General features: G+C 71.0%; 15 protein-coding genes. 5 read left to right on the top strand and 10 right to left on the bottom strand.

What is annotated here, in order from left to right; all coding sequences use genetic code 11:
- Nucleotides 1–16 precede the first annotated feature (16 nt).
- The gene (locus AC07PU_RS19405) at nucleotides 17–1,483 is read right to left on the bottom strand and encodes an efflux transporter outer membrane subunit (protein ID WP_495319614.1); all 1,467 of its coding nucleotides are present in this window, start codon (nucleotides 1,481–1,483) and stop codon (nucleotides 17–19) included.
- A gap of 141 nt (nucleotides 1,484–1,624) precedes the next feature.
- Here AC07PU_RS19405 and AC07PU_RS19410 point away from each other — a divergent pair, with 141 nt between their 5' ends.
- From AC07PU_RS19410 to AC07PU_RS19425, 4 genes are read left to right on the top strand one after another with little or no spacing between them, the layout of a single operon-like run.
- On the top strand, nucleotides 1,625–2,749 hold the full coding sequence (locus AC07PU_RS19410; protein ID WP_495319616.1) for an HlyD family secretion protein: 1,125 nt from the start codon (nucleotides 1,625–1,627) through the stop codon (nucleotides 2,747–2,749).
- Complete coding sequence (locus AC07PU_RS19415) at nucleotides 2,746–4,326, top strand: DHA2 family efflux MFS transporter permease subunit (protein WP_495319618.1); 1,581 nt, start codon at nucleotides 2,746–2,748, stop codon at nucleotides 4,324–4,326. The genes AC07PU_RS19410 and AC07PU_RS19415 overlap by 4 nt, the downstream gene beginning before the upstream one ends.
- Nucleotides 4,327–4,372: 46 nt before the next feature.
- A complete protein-coding gene (locus AC07PU_RS19420) occupies nucleotides 4,373–4,870 on the top strand; it encodes a winged helix-turn-helix transcriptional regulator (RefSeq protein ID WP_371268820.1) in 498 nt (165 codons plus the stop codon).
- Between the two features lie 16 nt (nucleotides 4,871–4,886).
- Entirely contained in the window at nucleotides 4,887–5,867 is a 981-nt protein-coding gene (locus tag AC07PU_RS19425; RefSeq protein WP_495319621.1) for a LysR family transcriptional regulator, read from the top strand.
- 20 nt (nucleotides 5,868–5,887) lie between these two features.
- On the opposite strand, the gene AC07PU_RS19430 is transcribed toward AC07PU_RS19425, so the two are convergent.
- The 9 genes from AC07PU_RS19430 to AC07PU_RS19470 form a co-directional block, all read right to left on the bottom strand.
- Nucleotides 5,888–7,000, bottom strand: coding sequence for a class II histone deacetylase (locus AC07PU_RS19430; RefSeq protein ID WP_495319623.1), 1,113 nt, complete (start codon nucleotides 6,998–7,000; stop codon nucleotides 5,888–5,890).
- On the bottom strand, nucleotides 6,972–8,036 hold the full coding sequence (locus AC07PU_RS19435; protein WP_495319625.1) for a branched-chain amino acid ABC transporter permease: 1,065 nt from the start codon (nucleotides 8,034–8,036) through the stop codon (nucleotides 6,972–6,974). The genes AC07PU_RS19430 and AC07PU_RS19435 overlap by 29 nt, the downstream gene beginning before the upstream one ends.
- A gap of 6 nt (nucleotides 8,037–8,042) precedes the next feature.
- The gene (locus tag AC07PU_RS19440) at nucleotides 8,043–8,909 is read right to left on the bottom strand and encodes a branched-chain amino acid ABC transporter permease (RefSeq protein WP_057590101.1); all 867 of its coding nucleotides are present in this window, start codon (nucleotides 8,907–8,909) and stop codon (nucleotides 8,043–8,045) included.
- Between the two features lie 10 nt (nucleotides 8,910–8,919).
- A complete protein-coding gene (locus tag AC07PU_RS19445) occupies nucleotides 8,920–9,618 on the bottom strand; it encodes an ABC transporter ATP-binding protein (protein ID WP_495319628.1) in 699 nt (232 codons plus the stop codon).
- Nucleotides 9,605–10,354, bottom strand: coding sequence for an ABC transporter ATP-binding protein (locus tag AC07PU_RS19450; protein ID WP_431513775.1), 750 nt, complete (start codon nucleotides 10,352–10,354; stop codon nucleotides 9,605–9,607). Before AC07PU_RS19450 ends, AC07PU_RS19445 begins: the two co-directional genes overlap by 14 nt.
- Before the next feature lie 11 nt (nucleotides 10,355–10,365).
- Nucleotides 10,366–11,673, bottom strand: a complete 1,308-nt coding sequence (locus tag AC07PU_RS19455; protein ID WP_431513774.1) for an ABC transporter substrate-binding protein — start codon at nucleotides 11,671–11,673, stop codon at nucleotides 10,366–10,368.
- 104 nt (nucleotides 11,674–11,777) lie between these two features.
- Nucleotides 11,778–12,761 (bottom strand): Bug family tripartite tricarboxylate transporter substrate binding protein, encoded by a 984-nt coding sequence (locus AC07PU_RS19460; protein ID WP_208511778.1) that lies wholly within the window; start codon nucleotides 12,759–12,761, stop codon nucleotides 11,778–11,780.
- Nucleotides 12,762–12,801: 40 nt separating this feature from the next.
- The gene (locus AC07PU_RS19465) at nucleotides 12,802–14,238 is read right to left on the bottom strand and encodes an amidase (RefSeq protein ID WP_495319631.1); all 1,437 of its coding nucleotides are present in this window, start codon (nucleotides 14,236–14,238) and stop codon (nucleotides 12,802–12,804) included.
- A 127-nt stretch (nucleotides 14,239–14,365) separates the two neighbouring features.
- On the bottom strand, nucleotides 14,366–15,349 hold the full coding sequence (locus AC07PU_RS19470; protein ID WP_495319633.1) for a helix-turn-helix domain-containing protein: 984 nt from the start codon (nucleotides 15,347–15,349) through the stop codon (nucleotides 14,366–14,368).
- A 177-nt stretch (nucleotides 15,350–15,526) separates the two neighbouring features.
- On the opposite strand from AC07PU_RS19470, the gene AC07PU_RS19475 reads away from it, so the two are divergent.
- Complete coding sequence (locus AC07PU_RS19475; RefSeq protein ID WP_495319635.1) at nucleotides 15,527–16,006, top strand: SRPBCC family protein; 480 nt, start codon at nucleotides 15,527–15,529, stop codon at nucleotides 16,004–16,006.
- Nucleotides 16,007–16,010 lie beyond the last annotated feature (4 nt).

A 16,010-nucleotide genomic window follows, 5' to 3' on the forward strand; every position in this document is an offset into this window, starting at 1 on the left:
CCGCGGAACAGAAGCGCTACCAACCGCCGCCCAGGGCGCGGAAGGTGGCGACCGCGGCACGGCCGCTGTCGGACTGCACGCGCACCAGCCGGTCGCGCGCGGCGAGCAGTTGCCGGTCCTGCTCGAGCAACTCCAGCAGGCTCACCGCACCGCCCGCGTAGGCCTGCTGCGTGGCGCCGCGCGCCCGCACATCGGCATCGACCTCCTGCAGCAGCGCGAGGCGCTCGGCGTCGAGCTGCCCTTGCCGGATCAGCGCGTTCTCGACGTCCTCGGTGGCGCGCAGCAGCGATTGCCGGTAGCGCGCCAGCGCTTCGGCCTTCGCGCCCTCGGCCTTCGCCACCTCCGCGTCGACACGGCCGAAATCGAACAGCCGCCAATGCAGGCCGACCGCGGCCAGCGGCTGGAAATTGGCCGACGACGGCGTCGCGGTGCGCAGGCTCTCGAAGCCCAGCAGCGCCGACAGCGAGACGCTCGGGTAGTACTCGGCCGTTGCCACGCCGATGCGGGCGTTGGAGGCGGCGAGGCGCCGTTCCGCGGCGATCACGTCGGGGCGCCGGCGCAGCAGCTCGCCCGGCGTGAGCGCCGTCGCCAGCGCGGGCAGCACCACGCGCGCGGCGGGCGTCGCGAGTTCGGCCGCATGCGTCCCGGGCGTGGCGGCCATCAGCACGTCGAGGCGGTTGAGCTGCGTGTCGCGCTCCGCCTGCAGCGCGGGCAGCGTGCCCTCGACCTGCGCCACCCGCGCCTCGGCCTGGGCGCGCTCGCGCGCGGTCGACATGCCCTGGCTCAGGCGCATGCGCACCAGGCTCAGCAGTTCGCGGTCGGTGTCGAGCTGCGACTGCGCGACCGCGAGGCGGGTCTGCGCGGCGCGCACGCGGAAGTAGGCGTCGGCGGCTTCCGCGGCGATCGAGATGCGCACGCCGGCGTGCTCGGCCTCGGCCGCCTGCGCTTCGGCCGCGAATGCCTCGGCGCCGCGGCGCAGGCCGCCCGCGAGGTCGAGCTCCCAGCTGGCGCCGATGCCGCTGTCGTAGAGCGAGGCATCGCGCTGGTAGCCGGGGTGCGCGCTGGCCAGCGCGCCGAGCGGGCTTTCGAGCGACTGGCGCTGCCTCGCGGCCTGTGCGTCAACGGCGATGACCGGACGTTCCGAGGCCACCGCGCGCTGCGCCGCGGCACGTGCCTGCGCGACGCGCGCGAACGATGCGGCGAGGTCGAGGTTCTGCGCGAGCGCGCGTTCGACGATGCGCTCGAGCACCGGATCGCCGAAGCCCTTCCACCAGGCCTCCAGCTGCACCTCGGGCGCGGGTGACGGCACCGCGGCATGCTGGAAGCGCTCGGGCATCGCGGATTCGGGCTTCGCGTAGTCCGGGCCGACGGCACACGCGGCGACACCGAGCGAGGCGATGGCGATGCCGACGCGCAACCGGCGGAAGCCGGGCCAACGCGGGCGGCTGGGCGGTATCGGCAACAGGGTCTGGCGGAGGTTCATGGAGGTTCCTTGGCGGCGGGATTCGAAGGTCGATCGGGTAGTTACTTGCACGATGCAAGTCGCAACTGTATAGTAACTTGCATATTGCAATCCACATGGATGCATGCCACCCGATTCCCATCCGACCAAGGAAAACAACACATGACGGACTCCTCCGTTGAAAAGGCCCCGGCAGGAATTCCGCGGCACCGGCGCCCGCACGGGCGCAGCCTCGTCGCGAGCTGCGCGGCCATCGCCGTGGTGCTGGCCGCGGCCGTCTATGGCTGGCACTGGTGGAACGGCGGGCGCTTCGTCGAACGCACCGACGACGCCTACGTGGGCGGCGACATCACCGTCGTCAGCCCCAAGGTGCCGGGCTACATCGTCAGCGCCGCGGCCACCGACAACCAGGCGGTGCATGCGGGCGACCTGCTGGTGAAGCTCGACGACCGCGACTACCGCGCCGCCCTCGACAAGGCCGAGGCCACGGTCGCGAGCCAGGAGGCCGTGCTGGCCAACCTGCTCGCCACGCGCAGCCTTCAGCAGGCGGTGATCGCGCAGGCCGAGGCGAGCGTGAACGCCGCCGCCGCCGAGACGCTGCGCGCGCGCGACGATGCCCAGCGGCTGCAGAACCTCTCGGCCACCGCGGCCGTGTCGGTGCAGAGCGCGCAGAAGGCCGACGCCGACTACAAGCAGGCCGTGGCCAACGGCCAGAAGGCGCAGGCGAGCAAGCTGGCCGCCGAGCGCGAGCTCGACGTGATCGCCACCCGCCGCCAGCAGGCGCAGGCCGCGCTCGCGCAGGCCACGGCCGAGCGCGACATCGCGCGGCTCAACCTCGGCTACACCGAGCTGCGCGCGCCCATCGACGGCACGGTCGGCAACCGCAATGCACGCAACGGCGCCTTCGCGGCGGCGGGCGCGCACATGATGTCGATCGTGCCGGCGCGCGGCCTGTGGATCGACGCCAATTTCAAAGAGAGCCAGCTCGCGCGCTTCCGTCCCGGCATGCTCGCCATCGTCGAGGCCGATGCCGTGCCCGGGCGCCGCTTCCACGGCTACGTGGCGAGCCTCTCGCCGGCCACCGGCGCGCAGTTCAGCGTGCTGCCGCCCGAGAACGCGACCGGCAACTTCACCAAGATCGTGCAGCGCGTGCCGGTGCGCATCGTGCTCGACGACGCCGACGGCGTGCTCGGCCTGCTGCGCCCCGGCCTGTCGGTCACGGCCGAGGTCGATGCGCGCGACGTGCAGCTCGCGAACGCACGCACGGGCACGGCGGGCGAACCATGAGCCAGCCCGCCTCGGGGATCGTCGACCCCGCCGGCATGACCACCTCCGCCAAGGCCCTGGCCTTCGCGGCGATGTGCGTGGGCATGTTCATCGCGCTGATCGACATCCAGATCGTCTCGGCATCGCTGCGCGAGATCGGCGGCGGCCTGTCGGCCGGCACCGACGAGACGGTCTGGATCCAGACAAGCTACCTGATCGCCGAGATCATCGTCATCCCGATGTCGGGCTGGCTGTCGCGCGTGCTGTCCACGCGCTGGCTGTTCGCCGTCTCGGCCGCGGGCTTCACGCTCACCAGTCTCCTGTGCGGCATCGCCTGGAACATCCAGAGCATGATCGCCTTCCGCGCGCTGCAGGGCTTCCTCGGCGGCTCGATGATCCCGCTGGTCTTCACCACCGCCTTCGCCTTCTTCCAGGGCAAGCAGCGCGTCTTCGCGGCCGCCATCATCGGCGCCATCGCCTCGCTGGCGCCCACGCTCGGGCCCTCGGTCGGCGGCTGGATCACCGACAGCTACTCGTGGCACTGGCTGTTCTTCGTCAACCTCGTGCCCGGCATCTTCGTGACCATCGCCGTGCCGCTGCTGGTGAAGATCGACCGCCACGACTGGTCGCTGCTGCGCAACGCCGACTACCTGGGCATGGTGCTGATGGCGCTGTTCCTCGGCTGCCTCGAGTACACGCTCGAGGAGGGACCGCGCCTCGACTGGTTCGGCGACCCCGCCATCGCGGGCGCGGCCTGGGTCTCGGGCACGGCCGGCGTGCTGTTCGTCTGGCGCTCGATGACCTACGCGCACCCGGTGGTCGACCTGCGAGCGCTGAAGGACCGCAACTTTGCGCTCGGCTGCCTGTTCTCGTTCATCACGGGCATCGGCATCTTCGCCACCATCTACCTGACGCCGCTGTTCCTCGGCCGCGTGCGCGGCTTCAGCGCGCTGCAGATCGGCCTGGCCGTTTTCTCGACCGGCGTGTTCCAGATCCTGGCCATTCCCGTCTATGCCTTCTTCGCCAACCGCGTCGACCTGCGCTGGCTGATGATGTTCGGGCTGGCGTGCTTCGCGCTGTCGATGTGGCAGTTCACGCCGATCACGCACGACTGGGGCCCGGCCGAGCTGCTGCTGCCGCAGGCGCTGCGCGGCATCGGCCAGCAGTTCGCGGTGCCGCCCGCGGTCACGCTGACGCTCGGCGGCCTCGCGATGAACCGGCTCAAGCTCGCCTCGGGGCTGTTCAACCTGATGCGCAACCTCGGCGGCGCGCTCGGCATCGCGGCCTGCGCCACGCTGCTCAACGACCGCACCAACCTGCACTTCTACCGGCTGGCCGAGCACCTCACGCGCAGCAACGAGGCCACCACCGCGCTGCTCGACGGCGTGAGCAGCCGGCTGCAGGGCGCCACCGACCAGCTGGTGGGCGCCTCGGCCGCGCTGCGCCAGCTGTGGAACCTGACCTTCCGCGAGGCCCTGACGCTGACCTTTTCCGACGTTTTCTTTGGCATCATGGTCTGCTTCATCATCGCCACCGCGATGGTGCCGCTCATGCGCAAGGTCGGGCCGCCGAAGGCACCGTCCGCCGACGCGCACTGAGTCTCGCCGACTTCCGCGCCACCGACGTTTCCAAGAAGAGCCGCCCATGACCCCGAAGACCCCCACGCCCATCAGCCCCGAGCAGCGGATGAAGTACTGCCCCATCGTGCGCAGCCTCGAGCGCGTGGGCGAGCGGTGGAGCATCCTGATCCTGCGCGACGCCTTCTACGGCATCACCCGCTTCGACGACTTCGTCAACAGCCTGCAGATCGCGCCCAACATGCTGACGCGGCGGCTCAACTCGCTGGTCGAGGACGGCCTGCTCGAGAAGCGCCAGTACAGCGAGCGCCCGCCGCGCTACGAGTACTGCCTCACGCCGCTGGGCCGCGACTTCCGGCCGGTGCTGCTCTCGCTCGTGACCTGGGGCAACCGGCACTTCGCCACCGAGGGCAAGAGCGTGGTGCTGCAGGAGAAGGAAACGGGCCGGCAGATCGATCCCGTGCTGGTCGACCGCAGCAGCGGCGAGCCCATCACCGAGACCACGCACGTGCTGGTGCAGCGGCGCCCGGCCGCGCGCACGGCCGGCGCCGCCAAGGCGTCCTGAACGGAGCAGGGATTCGATGGACGGTCTCGAGCACCTGCGCACCTTCCTCGAGGTCGCCAGGCGCGGCAGCTTCTCGCGCGCCGCCGACATGCTGGGCATCTCGAAGGCCAGCGTCAGCAAGCATGTCGCGCAGCTGGAGGCCAGCTTCAGCGTGCGGCTGTTCAACCGCTCGACGCGTTCGGTCACGCTGACCGACGCGGGCCGGCTGCTGCGCGAGCGCAGCATGCCGCTGATGGAGATGGTCGAGGACACGCAGAACGAGCTGCAGGCTCACAGCGCGCGCCCGAGCGGGCGGCTGCGCGTGGCGGCGCCGCACGGCCTCGTGCAGACCGACTTCCCCGGCCTGCTCGGCGAGTTCATCACCCTGCATCCCGACGTCCACATCGACCTGCACCTGAGCAACCGCGTGATCGACCTGGTCGAGGAAGGCGTGGACGTCGCCCTGCGCGTGGGCCGCATCGGCGACGAGAACCTGATCGTGCGCAAGCTGCGCCCGATGGCGCTGGTGCTGTGCGCCACACCCGGCTACTGGGCCCGGCGCGGCATGCCGCGGGTGCCCGACGACATGCGCCGCCACGAGGTGCTCGCCTACTCGGCCGGCGGCGGCCCCGCGCACCTGCCCTTCGAGATCGACGGCAAGCCGCACAGCGTGCCCGTGAACGCGCGCATGGACGCCAACGATGCCGCCGCCCTGATCGCCGCGGCGCTCGCGGGCGTCGGCGCCGTCTGCGTGCCCGCGCTGCTCGCACAGCCGCACATCGACGGCGGCCGGCTCGTGCCCGTGCTGAAGGACTTCATGCCCAGCGACCTCTGGCTGTTCGCGGCCTACACGCAGCGCCGCCACAACAGCGCGGCGCTGCGCGCGCTGCTCGATCTGCTGGAGGCGCGCATGCAGACGCCGGGCGCGGTGCCGTCGAAGCCCGCGCCGGCGAGTCGCCAGCGTGCCGGTTCGCACTGGCATCCGTTCCAGGCGCTCGGGCACGCGCAGCCCGCCTGAGCCCGGGCCCGGCGCGGCGCTCAGAGCCCGTGCAGCGTCGCCATCTCGTCGATCAGCCCGCGCTGGAACGCATCGAAGCGCGCCGAGGGCTGCTGCAGGCCGAAGAAGTCGCTGAACGGATCCTGCACTTCGGTGCGGTGGCCCGAGAGTTCCTCGACCACTGCGAGCCCGCAGAAGGGCACGCAGGCCTCGGAGTAACCGCCCTCGTGCACCACCACCACGCGGCCTTCGCTGTGCCGCGCCGCGAGCGCGTTGACCTGCTTCATCATCTGGCGGAACGATTCGGGATGCAGCTGCATGCGCGCCAGCGGGTCGACGGCATTGGCATCGAGGCCGCTGGCCACCACGATCAGCTCGGGGCGGAAGCGCTCGACCACCGGCGCCACGATGCGCTCGAAGGCATACATGTAGCTCACGTGGCCGCCGCCGGGCTGCAGCGGCACGTTGACGTTGAAGCCCAGGCCCTCGCCCTCGCCGCGGTCCTCGGCGCCGCTGTAGCCGGGCGGGAAGCAGTTCTCCTGGTGCAGCGAGACGGTCAGCACGTCGGGGCGGTCGTAGAAGATCTCCTGCGTGCCGTTGCCGTGGTGCACGTCCCAGTCGATCACGGCCACGCGCTTCACGCCATGCCTCGCCTTCATGGTCTCGATCGCCACCGCGATGTTGTTGAACAGGCAGAAGCCCATGCTGTGCTCGCGCAGGCAGTGGTGACCCGGCGGCCGCGTGAGCGCGAAGGCGTTGCGGTGGCGGCCCTGCAACACGCTGTCCATGGCGGCGATGGCCAGGCCGGTCGAGAGCTTCGCGATCTCGTAGCTGCCGGGCCCGAAGGGCGCGACCTCGCCGAGATCGCCGCCGCCCGCATCGCTGGCGGCCTTGAACTTCTCGAGGTAGCTCGCGGGATGCACGCGGCGCAGGTCCTCCTCGCTGGCCATCGGCGCGGCCAGCAGGTCGAGCTGCGCGCTCAGGCCCGACACGTCCATCAGCGACTTGATGCGGCGCTTGGAATCGGGCGACTCGGCCATGCCGCTGCCGGCCATGGGCTGGACCCAGCCGCCGACCGGCAGGAACAGGGCGTGCAGCCCGCCCGGCACGTGCCAGAAGGTGCGTTCATCGTGAAAGAAGGCTGTGTTCTTCATGCGTTGCGTCCTCGGTGGTGTGGGAAATGGAAGGAGAAGAAGAAGAGGAAATCGATGCCGCCCCGTGCGGCGGATGGCGCTGCACGCTGAGGCCGCGCCAGCCCCAGCGCTCGCGCGCCAGGCCCCAGAGGCCGCGCGGCGCCAGCAGCATCACGGCCACCGCGATGCTGCCCATGGCGATCAGGTACCAGCCGCCCGACATCGCGAACCAGGTGTTGAACAGCTCGCGCAGCCCGAAGTAGATCAGCGTGCCGATCAGCGGGCCCTCGATGGTGCCGATGCCGCCGATGATGACGATGAACATCGCGGTCACGACCCAGTTGATGTCGAAGGCCGAGTCGGGCGACACGAACATCGTGCCCATGAAATGCGCACCGCCCGCCAGCCCGAAGCCCAGGCCCGAGAGCACGAAGGCGATGAAGCGGTTGCGCCAGACGTTCACGCCGATGCTGGTGGCGGCCAGCTCGTTGTCGCGCACCGCCATCAGCCCGAGGCCGAAGGGCGAACGCATCAGCAGGTAGACGCCGGCCACGGCCGCGAGGCCGATCGCGCCCGAGATCCAGAACGCGTTGCGCTGGAAGGTCTCGGCATCGACCAGCCGCACCGCCTGCAGCGGCACGCCCGATTCGCCGCCGAACAGCGGGAACTTGGCGACCAGCAGCCGCACGATCTCGGCCAGCACCCACATGCCGATCGAGAAGTAGGCATCGCGCAGCCTGAACATCAGCGGCGCCACCGCGGCCGCCAGCAGCGCCGCGCCCACGCCGGCCAGCGGCACCATCCAGTAGGGCGAGAGGCCGAACCGGTCGGAGACCACGAACACCAGGTAGGCGCCGATGCCGACGAAGGCCTGGTGCCCCATCGACACCAGGCCGGTGTAGCCGGCCAGCAGGTTCCACATCTGGGCCATGGCCAGCACCACGAGCACCTCGCTCAGCAGGCGCAGCAGGCCGGCATCGGCCACCGTGGGCGCGAAGGCGATGGCGAGGGCCGCGGCGAGGAAGCCGATCGAGGGAAGAAGAGATGGGTTGCGCATCGGGTGTCAGGCCCGTTGGCCCGCGATGCCGTTCGGGCGCACCATCAGGACGATGAAGAACAGCAGGTGCGCATAGAGCGCGCCCGCGTTGGAATCGAGCCGCTGCCCCGCGAGCTGCGCCACGCCCAGCGCGATGCCGCCGGCCAGCGCGCCCCAGAACGAGCCCATGCCGCCGATGATCACGACCTCGAAGGCACCGAGCAGCCGCTCCACGCCCGAGAACGGCGTGAACGAGCTGCGCAGCGCCAGCAGCAGCCCCGCCACCGAGGCGAAGGCCAGTGACAGTCCCATGACCACGCCGTAGACATGGCGCGGCCGCACGCCCATGGTGCGCACGATCTCGCGGTGGTCGGAGGTGGCGCGCACGATCAGGCCGAAGCGCGAGTGCCGCAGCAGCCACTGCAATGCGCCGAAGGCCAGCACCGCGAGCCCCAGCACCAGCACCGGGTACCAGCCGATGCGCAGGCCGCCGATCTCGAAGCCGGCCGTGGCCAGCGCGCCGCCGTCGAGCGCGCGCGGGTCGGCACCGAACAGCTCGACCATCAGGTTGCGCAGCACCACCGCGATGCCGAAGGTCACCAGCACCGGCGTCAGCGGATCGTCGGTCGCCACCGCGCGGTTGAGCAGCAGCCGCTGCAGCAGGTAGCCGGTGCCGAAGGCGGCCAGCGCCACCGGCACCAGCAGCAGCAGCGGCGACACCTGCGGGAACTGCGCGGCCAGGAACACCGCGAAGTAGGCCGCGAGCACGACGAACTCGCCGTGCGCGAGGTTGACCATGCGCATCACGCCGAAGACCAGCGCCAGCCCGAGGCCGAAGAGCGCATAGAGGCCGCCGAGCAGCACGCCGTTGATGAGGGTTTCGATCCAGGCCATGGTGCTTTTCTCAGTGCCCGAAGTAGGCGTTGGCGATCTGCTGCGCGCTGAAGTCCGACGCGCGGCCGGCCAGCGTGACGCGGCCCTTGAGCAGGCAGTACACGCGCTGCGCGATGCGGCAGGCGCGCGTCACGTCCTGCTCCACGATCAAGAGCGCCGTGCCCTGCGCCTGGATGTCGCCGAAGGCGCGGTAGATCTGCGCGATCACCACCGGCGCCAGGCCCAGCGAGATCTCGTCGCACAGCATCAGCCGCGGGTTGGCCATCAGCGCGCGGCCGATGCTCACCATCTGCTGCTGGCCACCCGACAGCCGCGTGGCCGGCCGGTGCCGGAACTCGCGCAGGATCGGGAACAGCGTATACACGGTGGCCAGGTTCCAGTGGCCGGCCCGGCCGCACAGCGCGCCCATGCGCAGGTTCTCCTCCACCGTGAGCGAGGCGAACAGCATGCGGCCCTCGGGCACCAGCGCGATGCCGCGGCGCGCGATGCGCTCGGCCGGCTCGGCCTCGATGGCCTGGCCGTCGAAGCGCACCGTGCCGCGGCTGCGCCGGCCCAGGCCCGCGATGGCGCGGATCAGCGTGGACTTGCCGGCCCCGTTGGCGCCGATCAGCGCCGTGGCCTCGCCCTCGCCCACGTCGAGCGAGAGATCGAACAGCGCCTGCAGGTCGCCGTAGTGGCTGCAGAGGTCGCGCACTTCAAGCAGCGGCATGGGCGCCCTCCTCTGCTTCTTCTCCGACGCCCATGTAGATCTCGCGCACCTCGCGGCTGGCCATCGCGGCGGCCGGCGCGTCCTCGAGCAGTTTGCGACCGAAGTTCAGCACCATGATGCGGTCGGCCACCGCCATCAGCGCCTGCGCGATGTGCTCGATCCAGATCATCGCCACGTCGCGCTTGAGCTCGAGCACCAGCGCGACCAGCACCTGCACCTCGGCCTCGGTCAGGCCGCCCGCGATCTCGTCGAGCAGCAGCAGGTGCGGCCGGGCCGCGAGGCCCTTGGCCAGTTCGAGCCGCTTGCGGTCGAGCAGCGGCAGCCGGCCCGCGGGCACCTCGGCGCGGTCGGCCAGGCCGGTGCGCTCGAGCACCTCCCAGGCCAGCTGCGCGGCCTGCGCGCGCGGCAGCCGCGCCGCGAAGCTGGCGGCGGCCAGCGCGTTCTCGTAGGCGCTCAGGTGCGCGAAGGGCTGCGGAATCTGGAAGGCGCGCGCCACGCCCAGCCGCGCGCGCGCATCGGCGCGCAGGCCGACCAGCTCGCGGCCCTCGAGCCGGATGCTGCCGGCATCGGGCACGGCCACGCCGGTGATCAGGTTGAACAGCGAGCTCTTGCCGGCCCCGTTGGGGCCGACCACGCCGAGGCACTGGCCGCGCGCGAGCGCGAGCGACACGCCGTCGGCCACCACGATCTCGCCGTAGCGCTTGCACAGGCCGTCGATGACGAGGCAATCGGTCATGCGTCGCGCGCTCAGGCCTTGAGCTGCGACAGCAGCTTGAGTTCGTCTTCCACCGGAATCTGCTTCGCGGTGCTGTTGTGCGTGATCACCAGCTCGTAGGGGAACTTCGCGCCCGCGGCGGTCTTGCGCCACTGGCCCGCCACCATCGGCGTGACGGCCACGCTCTTGATCGGGCTGCCCTTGAAGTCGATGCGCCCGACCACCGAATCGAGCTGCAGGTTGGCCAGCGCATCGCGCACCGCCTTCTTGTCTTTTGGATTGGTCGCGTTCTTCAGCGCCGCGATGCCGACCTCGAACAGCGCATGGCCGTAGCCGATGGGCTGGGTCCACTGCTTGCCGGTGGAGCTCTCCCAGTCGGCCGCGAGCGCCTTGGCGCTCTGGCCGGTCAGCGAGGACTTGAACGGGAAGTTGGGCGTCCACCAGACCTCGGTCGACATGCCGTTGCCGGCCGCGCCCAGCGACTCGACCGCGCTCGGGAACAGGAAGGCCGCCGCCATGGTCACCACCTCGGGCCGGTAGCCCGACTGCTGCGCCTGCTTCCAGAAGGTGGCGAAGTGGTTGGCATAGGCAAAGCCCGAGACGATGTTCGCGCGCGCCGCCTTGAAGCTCGAGACCTGGTTGCTGAAGTCGTCGGTCGCGATCTTGAAGAAGCCGCCGTTGGTCTCCTTGTAGCCGCGCTGCTTCGCGCCGCCCGGGATGCCGGTGGCCGGATCGGCGAAGGCATGGCCCGGGCCGTTGTCGATGTAGAGCGTGCCCAGCGAGCGCTCCACCTTCAGCGGCTCCCACATGCCGAAGAAGTTCTTCAGCACGTCGTCGGCGCCCCAGAAGAAATGGAACGAGAACGGAAAGCCCTTCTGCGGCGTGGAGCCGCGGCCGAAGGTGATGGCCTGCCACGGGCCCATGGTCGAGACCATCGGCACGCCGTTGACGTCGCAGAGCTGGCCGGCCGCGAGCGCGGCATCGCTGTCCTGCACCAGCAGCAGGTCGACCTTCTCGCGCAGCAGCAGCTCGCTGGCCATCGTGGCGCCGCGGTTGGCGTCGGACTGGGTGTCGCGCACCACGATCTCGACCTTGTAGTTGGTGCCGGCGATGGTGAGGCCGTCCTTCAGCGCGGCGCGCACGCGCTCCAGGCTCCAGGGGTCGGCCTCGCCGAAATTGGCGCGCACGCCCGACAAGGTCGTGAGGTAGCCGATCTTGATCGTCTTCGACTGGGCGTGCGACAGCGCGGGCACGCCGGCCAGCGCGGCCGCGCCGCCGCCGATGACGAGTTGGCGGCGCGTCAGCGCGCCGGAGGCTGCAAAAGGAAAAGCGGCGGGCATGGAATGCTCCTTGGCGATGGAGGATGGACAGGGCCGCATCCTCCCTCCGCGCGCCGGCTCGCCGTTATCGAAAACTGGCAAATCGCGGGCCGCAGCCGCCGCCCTCATTCGGGGCGCAGGTTGACCGACTTCGCGATCGCGCGGTAGCGCTCCACGTCGGCCTGGTAGCCGCGGCGCAGCTCGGCCAGCGTCTGCTCGGGCGCCACCTTGCTGCCGCCGAGCTCGATGGCGCGGCGCAGCTCGGGCTTGCGCATCATCTCGTTGAAGGCCACGTGCAGCCGCTGCTGCGTCTCCTCGGGCACACGCTGCGACACCTGCGCGCCGGCCCAGAGGCTGTAGACGAAGTCGTCGAGCCCCTTGCTGGCGCGGATCAGCGGAATGGCGCCGAAGCGCTCGTGCGGCGTGGCGGCCGCGATGCCCAGCGCCTTGACCTTGCCGGCATCCAGCAGGTCGGGCACGTTGCCGGCCAGCGGCGCGAACACTAGGTCGATCTGGCCGCCCAGCAGGTCGTTGATGATCGGTGCGAAGCCCTTGTAGGGCACGTGCAGCATCTTGGTGCCGGTCTGCTGCGTGAAGCGCTCGCCCAGCAGGTGATAGAGCGAGCCCGGGCCGATGCTGCCGTAGCTCAGCTCCTTGGCGTCGGGCTTGCGCAGCTGCGCGATCAGCTCGTCGACGCTGCCCACGCCCAGGTCCTTGCGCGCCAGCAGCACCATCGAGGTCACGGCCATCATGCCGATGGGGCGGAAGTCCTCGGCCTTGTAGCGCGCGCTCGCGAGCGTGAGCGGCGTGAGCATCAGCTCCATCGGCGAGCCCATCAGCAGCACCGAGCCGTCGGCCGCGCCGTTGGCGGCCTTCATCACGCCCAGCGACCCGCTGGCACCCGGCACGTTGTCGACCACGGCCGGCTGGCCCAGCAGCCGCGACAGCTCGGGCGCGGCCAGCCGCGCGTTGATGTCGGAGCCGCCGCCGGCCGGGTAGGGAACGATCAGGTTCAGGGTCTTGCCGGCCAGCCCCTGGGCCAGGACGGAACCGGCCATGGTGGACAGGCCGGCCGCCAGGCCGGCACCGATCATCGAACGTCTGCGCATGCGCTTTACTCCTCGGGTGGTTGTTGTCTGTTCTCGGAATTCAGGCCGCGACCAGCAGCGGCGAGTGCGCATCGGCGAAGGGCACGGCCTGGTGCCAGCCGTGCGCAAGCCGCAGCACCTCGAGGTCGGCACCGGGCCGGCCGATCAGCTGCAGGCCCATCGGCAGGCCGCGCGTCGCGCCGTCGGGCGAGAAGCCGGCCGGCACCGCCATCGCGGGCAGGCCCGCGAGCGAGGGGCCGATGGTCACTTCCATCCAGCGGTGATAGGTGTCCATCGCGCGGCCGCCGACCTCGCGCGGCCAATGCAGCTCGGCCGGCAGCGGGAAGGCCTGCGCGGCCGGCAGCACCAGCACGTCGAAGCGCTCGAACAGCATCAGCAGCGTGGCATGCCAGCGGGTGCGCGTGACGGCGGCCTCGTGCAGCGCGGGCACGGCCAGGCGCTGGCCCTGCTCGATCTCCCAGCAGGCCTCGGGCTTGAGCCGCTCGCGCAGCGCCGGATCGGCATGCAGGCCCTGCAGCGCGCCGGCCACGATGAAGCCGCGCAGGCGCAGCCAGGCGGTCCACAGCGCGTCGAAGTCGAAATCGGGCACGGCCGGCTCGACCGTGCAGCCCAGGGTGTCGAAGTGGCGCAGCGCGGCCTCGCACAGCGCCATCACGCCGGGGTCCATGGCCAGGTGGCCGCCGAGGTCGCCGAGCCAGGCCACGCGCGTGCCGCGCAGCTCGGCATCGAGCGGCTGCGCGAAGGCCTCGCCGTCGCCGGCCAGGCTCAGCGGCGAGCGCGGATCGTGGCCGGCCTGCACCGACAGCAGCCAGGCCACGTCCTCGGGCGTGCGGCCCATCGGCCCTTCGCAACCCAGTTGCTGGAAGAACAACTCGGGGCCGGGCCCGGTCGGCACGCGGCCCAGCGAGGGCCGCAGGCCATACACATGGTTCCAGGCCGCCGGGTTGCGCAGCGAACCCATCATGTCGCTGCCGTCGGCCACCGGCAGCATCTGCAGCGCCAGCGCCACCGCGGCGCCGCCGCTGCTGCCGCCGGCCGCGCGCTCGAGGTTCCAGGCGTTGCGCGTGGTGCCGAACACCGTGTTGTAGGTGTGCGAGCCCAGGCCGAACTCGGGCGTGTTGCTGCGGCCGACGAAGATCGCGCCGGCGCGGCGCAGCCGCTCGACCATGATCGCGTCGTGCGGCGTGAGCTGGTTGGCGAACAGCGGGCTGCCCATGGTGGTGGGGATGCCCGCGGTGGCGACGAAATCCTTGGGCGCCATCGGAAAACCGTGCAGCCGGCCCACCGGCTCGCCGCGTGCCAGCCGCGCGTCGCAGGCATCGGCCTCGCGCAGCATCCGTTCGGGCGGCTGCAGCGACACCAGCGCGTTGACCTTCGGGTTGAGGCTGTCGATGCGCGCCAGGCAGGCCTGCATCAGTTCGCGGCACGAGAACTCGCGGCGCTTCAGCGCCGCGGCGAGCGCGCGGGCGCTCGGCAAGGTGGACGGAAAGGACGACATATGGCGATCGACGATAGCGATCGCGCCGCGAAGCGGGTATCAAGAATTGGCAAACCTGGCCTGCCGCGGCCCCCGGGGTTTCCCCTGGGGTCGCCCGGCCGGCCCTTCAGTGGTGCATCAACGCGGCGCCGCGCAGCGTCTGCGAGGGCAGCTCGCCGAACTGGCGCCGGTAGTCGGTCGCGAACTGGCTTAGGTGCCAGAAGCCCCAGTGGGCCGCGATGTCCTGCACCGAGCCGGCGCCCAGGCGCTTGAGCTCGCGCCGCACGCCGTTGAGGCGCAGCGCCCGGAGGTAGCGCGCCGGGCTCAGGCCCAGCGTTTCCTGGAAGCAGTAGTTGAGCTTGCGCTGGCTCGCGCCGATGCGGCCGCAGACCTCGAGCATCGACAGCGGCTCGTCGGGCCGCGCCATCATCAGCTCGCAGGCGCGGCGCACCACGCGGCGCTGCGCCTCGGTGGAGCGCAGCTCGCGCAGGTCCACGTCCTCGGGCAGCGCCTCGAGCCAGGCCAGCAGCACGTCGTCGCGCAGCTGCGTGGTGGCGGTCGGGTCGGCGAGCAGCGCGGGCATCGCATCGAGCGCGGCGAAGGCGCCGAGCAGCGTGCCGCGCAGCGCGCGCATGGTCGCGTCGTCGAAGTGCAGCACCACGCGCCGTGCCAGCCAGGCCGGCGGGCCGCGCTCGTCGAGGCGCTCGGCCAGCGACTGCAGCAGCGCGTTGTCGACCACGATGCCCATCAGCTCGAAGCCCGGCGGGCTGCACAGGTCGAGCTCGTCGCAGCGCCCGACCATCACCGATCCGGTGTCGAGCCGCTGGCCCGAGAAGCGCGCCTCGCCCTCCTGCCGGCAGGTCAGCGCGAAGCCGCAGCACTCGGGATTCATCTCGCCGTGCTGGCGCAGCGCGCGGTTGGTGGTCTCGCGCACCAGCCGCAGGCCCGGCAGCTGCACATGGTCGAGAAAGCCCGCGAAGCTGCCGCCCGAGAGCATGTCGCACTCCAGGTGCCAGCCGCTCTGGCTGCTGGCATAGGCGTCGATGTCGTGCGTGGTGAGGGTCCAGCGCTCGATGGGAAGGCGGGGGGTGGAGGCGGTCTGGCAGTTCATGGCGGATATCCACGGGGACGGGGGATCCCCTGGACCGAAGCAATCTCCAGACCAGATTGTTTCGTTGACAACGATCTCAAAGCACCGGGAGAAACCCTCGGCGCCCGGGCCTGAATTCCATCGGATCCACGCGCCCCGAAGAGAATGCGTGGCGATCCACGAACGCCAGGAGACTGCATGAGCCCCCAAGCCACCGGCCGGCTTCAAGGAAACGACCTGATCATCGAGCGCAGGTTTCGCGCGCCCATCGACGACGTCTGGGCCAGCGTCACGAGACCCGAGAAGACCGCGCTCTGGTTCGGGCCCTGGGAAGGCGAGGCCGGCCAGGGCATGACGGTGCGGCTCCAGCTGGTGCACGAAAAGGACCAGCCCTGGACCGACCTGAGGATCGATGCCTGCGAGGCGCCGCATCGCCTCGCGGTCGCGACCGTGGACGAGTTCGGCGAGTGGCGCCTCGAGCTGACGCTGGCGCAGCAGGACGACATCACCACGCTGCGCTTCGTGCAGCGCCTGGACGATCCGGCGCTCGCGGCGGAGGTGGGACCGGGCTGGGAGTACTACCTCGACATGCTGGTCGCCGCGCGCGAGGGCCGCGCGCTGCCCTCCTTCGGCGACTACTACCCCGCGCAGAAGGCCCACTACCTCCAGGGCCCGTAGCCTG

Source organism: Variovorax sp. GW821-FHT10D07, assembly GCF_059415325.1.

Bases quoted from the DNA above. Each gene is read 5' to 3' on its own strand.
- AC07PU_RS19405 (WP_495319614.1), bottom strand. From the start codon at position 1,483: ATGAACCTCCGCCAGACCCTGTTGCCGATACCGCCCAGCCGCCCGCGT.
- AC07PU_RS19410 (WP_495319616.1), top strand. From the start codon at position 1,625: ATGACGGACTCCTCCGTTGAAAAGGCCCCGGCAGGAATTCCGCGGCAC.
- AC07PU_RS19415 (WP_495319618.1), top strand. From the start codon at position 2,746: ATGAGCCAGCCCGCCTCGGGGATCGTCGACCCCGCCGGCATGACCACC.
- AC07PU_RS19420 (WP_371268820.1), top strand. From the start codon at position 4,373: ATGACCCCGAAGACCCCCACGCCCATCAGCCCCGAGCAGCGGATGAAG.
- AC07PU_RS19425 (WP_495319621.1), top strand. From the start codon at position 4,887: ATGGACGGTCTCGAGCACCTGCGCACCTTCCTCGAGGTCGCCAGGCGC.
- AC07PU_RS19430 (WP_495319623.1), bottom strand. From the start codon at position 7,000: ATGAAGAACACAGCCTTCTTTCACGATGAACGCACCTTCTGGCACGTG.
- AC07PU_RS19435 (WP_495319625.1), bottom strand. From the start codon at position 8,036: ATGCGCAACCCATCTCTTCTTCCCTCGATCGGCTTCCTCGCCGCGGCC.
- AC07PU_RS19440 (WP_057590101.1), bottom strand. From the start codon at position 8,909: ATGGCCTGGATCGAAACCCTCATCAACGGCGTGCTGCTCGGCGGCCTC.
- AC07PU_RS19445 (WP_495319628.1), bottom strand. From the start codon at position 9,618: ATGCCGCTGCTTGAAGTGCGCGACCTCTGCAGCCACTACGGCGACCTG.
- AC07PU_RS19450 (WP_431513775.1), bottom strand. From the start codon at position 10,354: ATGACCGATTGCCTCGTCATCGACGGCCTGTGCAAGCGCTACGGCGAG.
- AC07PU_RS19455 (WP_431513774.1), bottom strand. From the start codon at position 11,673: ATGCCCGCCGCTTTTCCTTTTGCAGCCTCCGGCGCGCTGACGCGCCGC.
- AC07PU_RS19460 (WP_208511778.1), bottom strand. From the start codon at position 12,761: ATGCGCAGACGTTCGATGATCGGTGCCGGCCTGGCGGCCGGCCTGTCC.
- AC07PU_RS19470 (WP_495319633.1), bottom strand. From the start codon at position 15,349: ATGAACTGCCAGACCGCCTCCACCCCCCGCCTTCCCATCGAGCGCTGG.
- AC07PU_RS19475 (WP_495319635.1), top strand. From the start codon at position 15,527: ATGAGCCCCCAAGCCACCGGCCGGCTTCAAGGAAACGACCTGATCATC.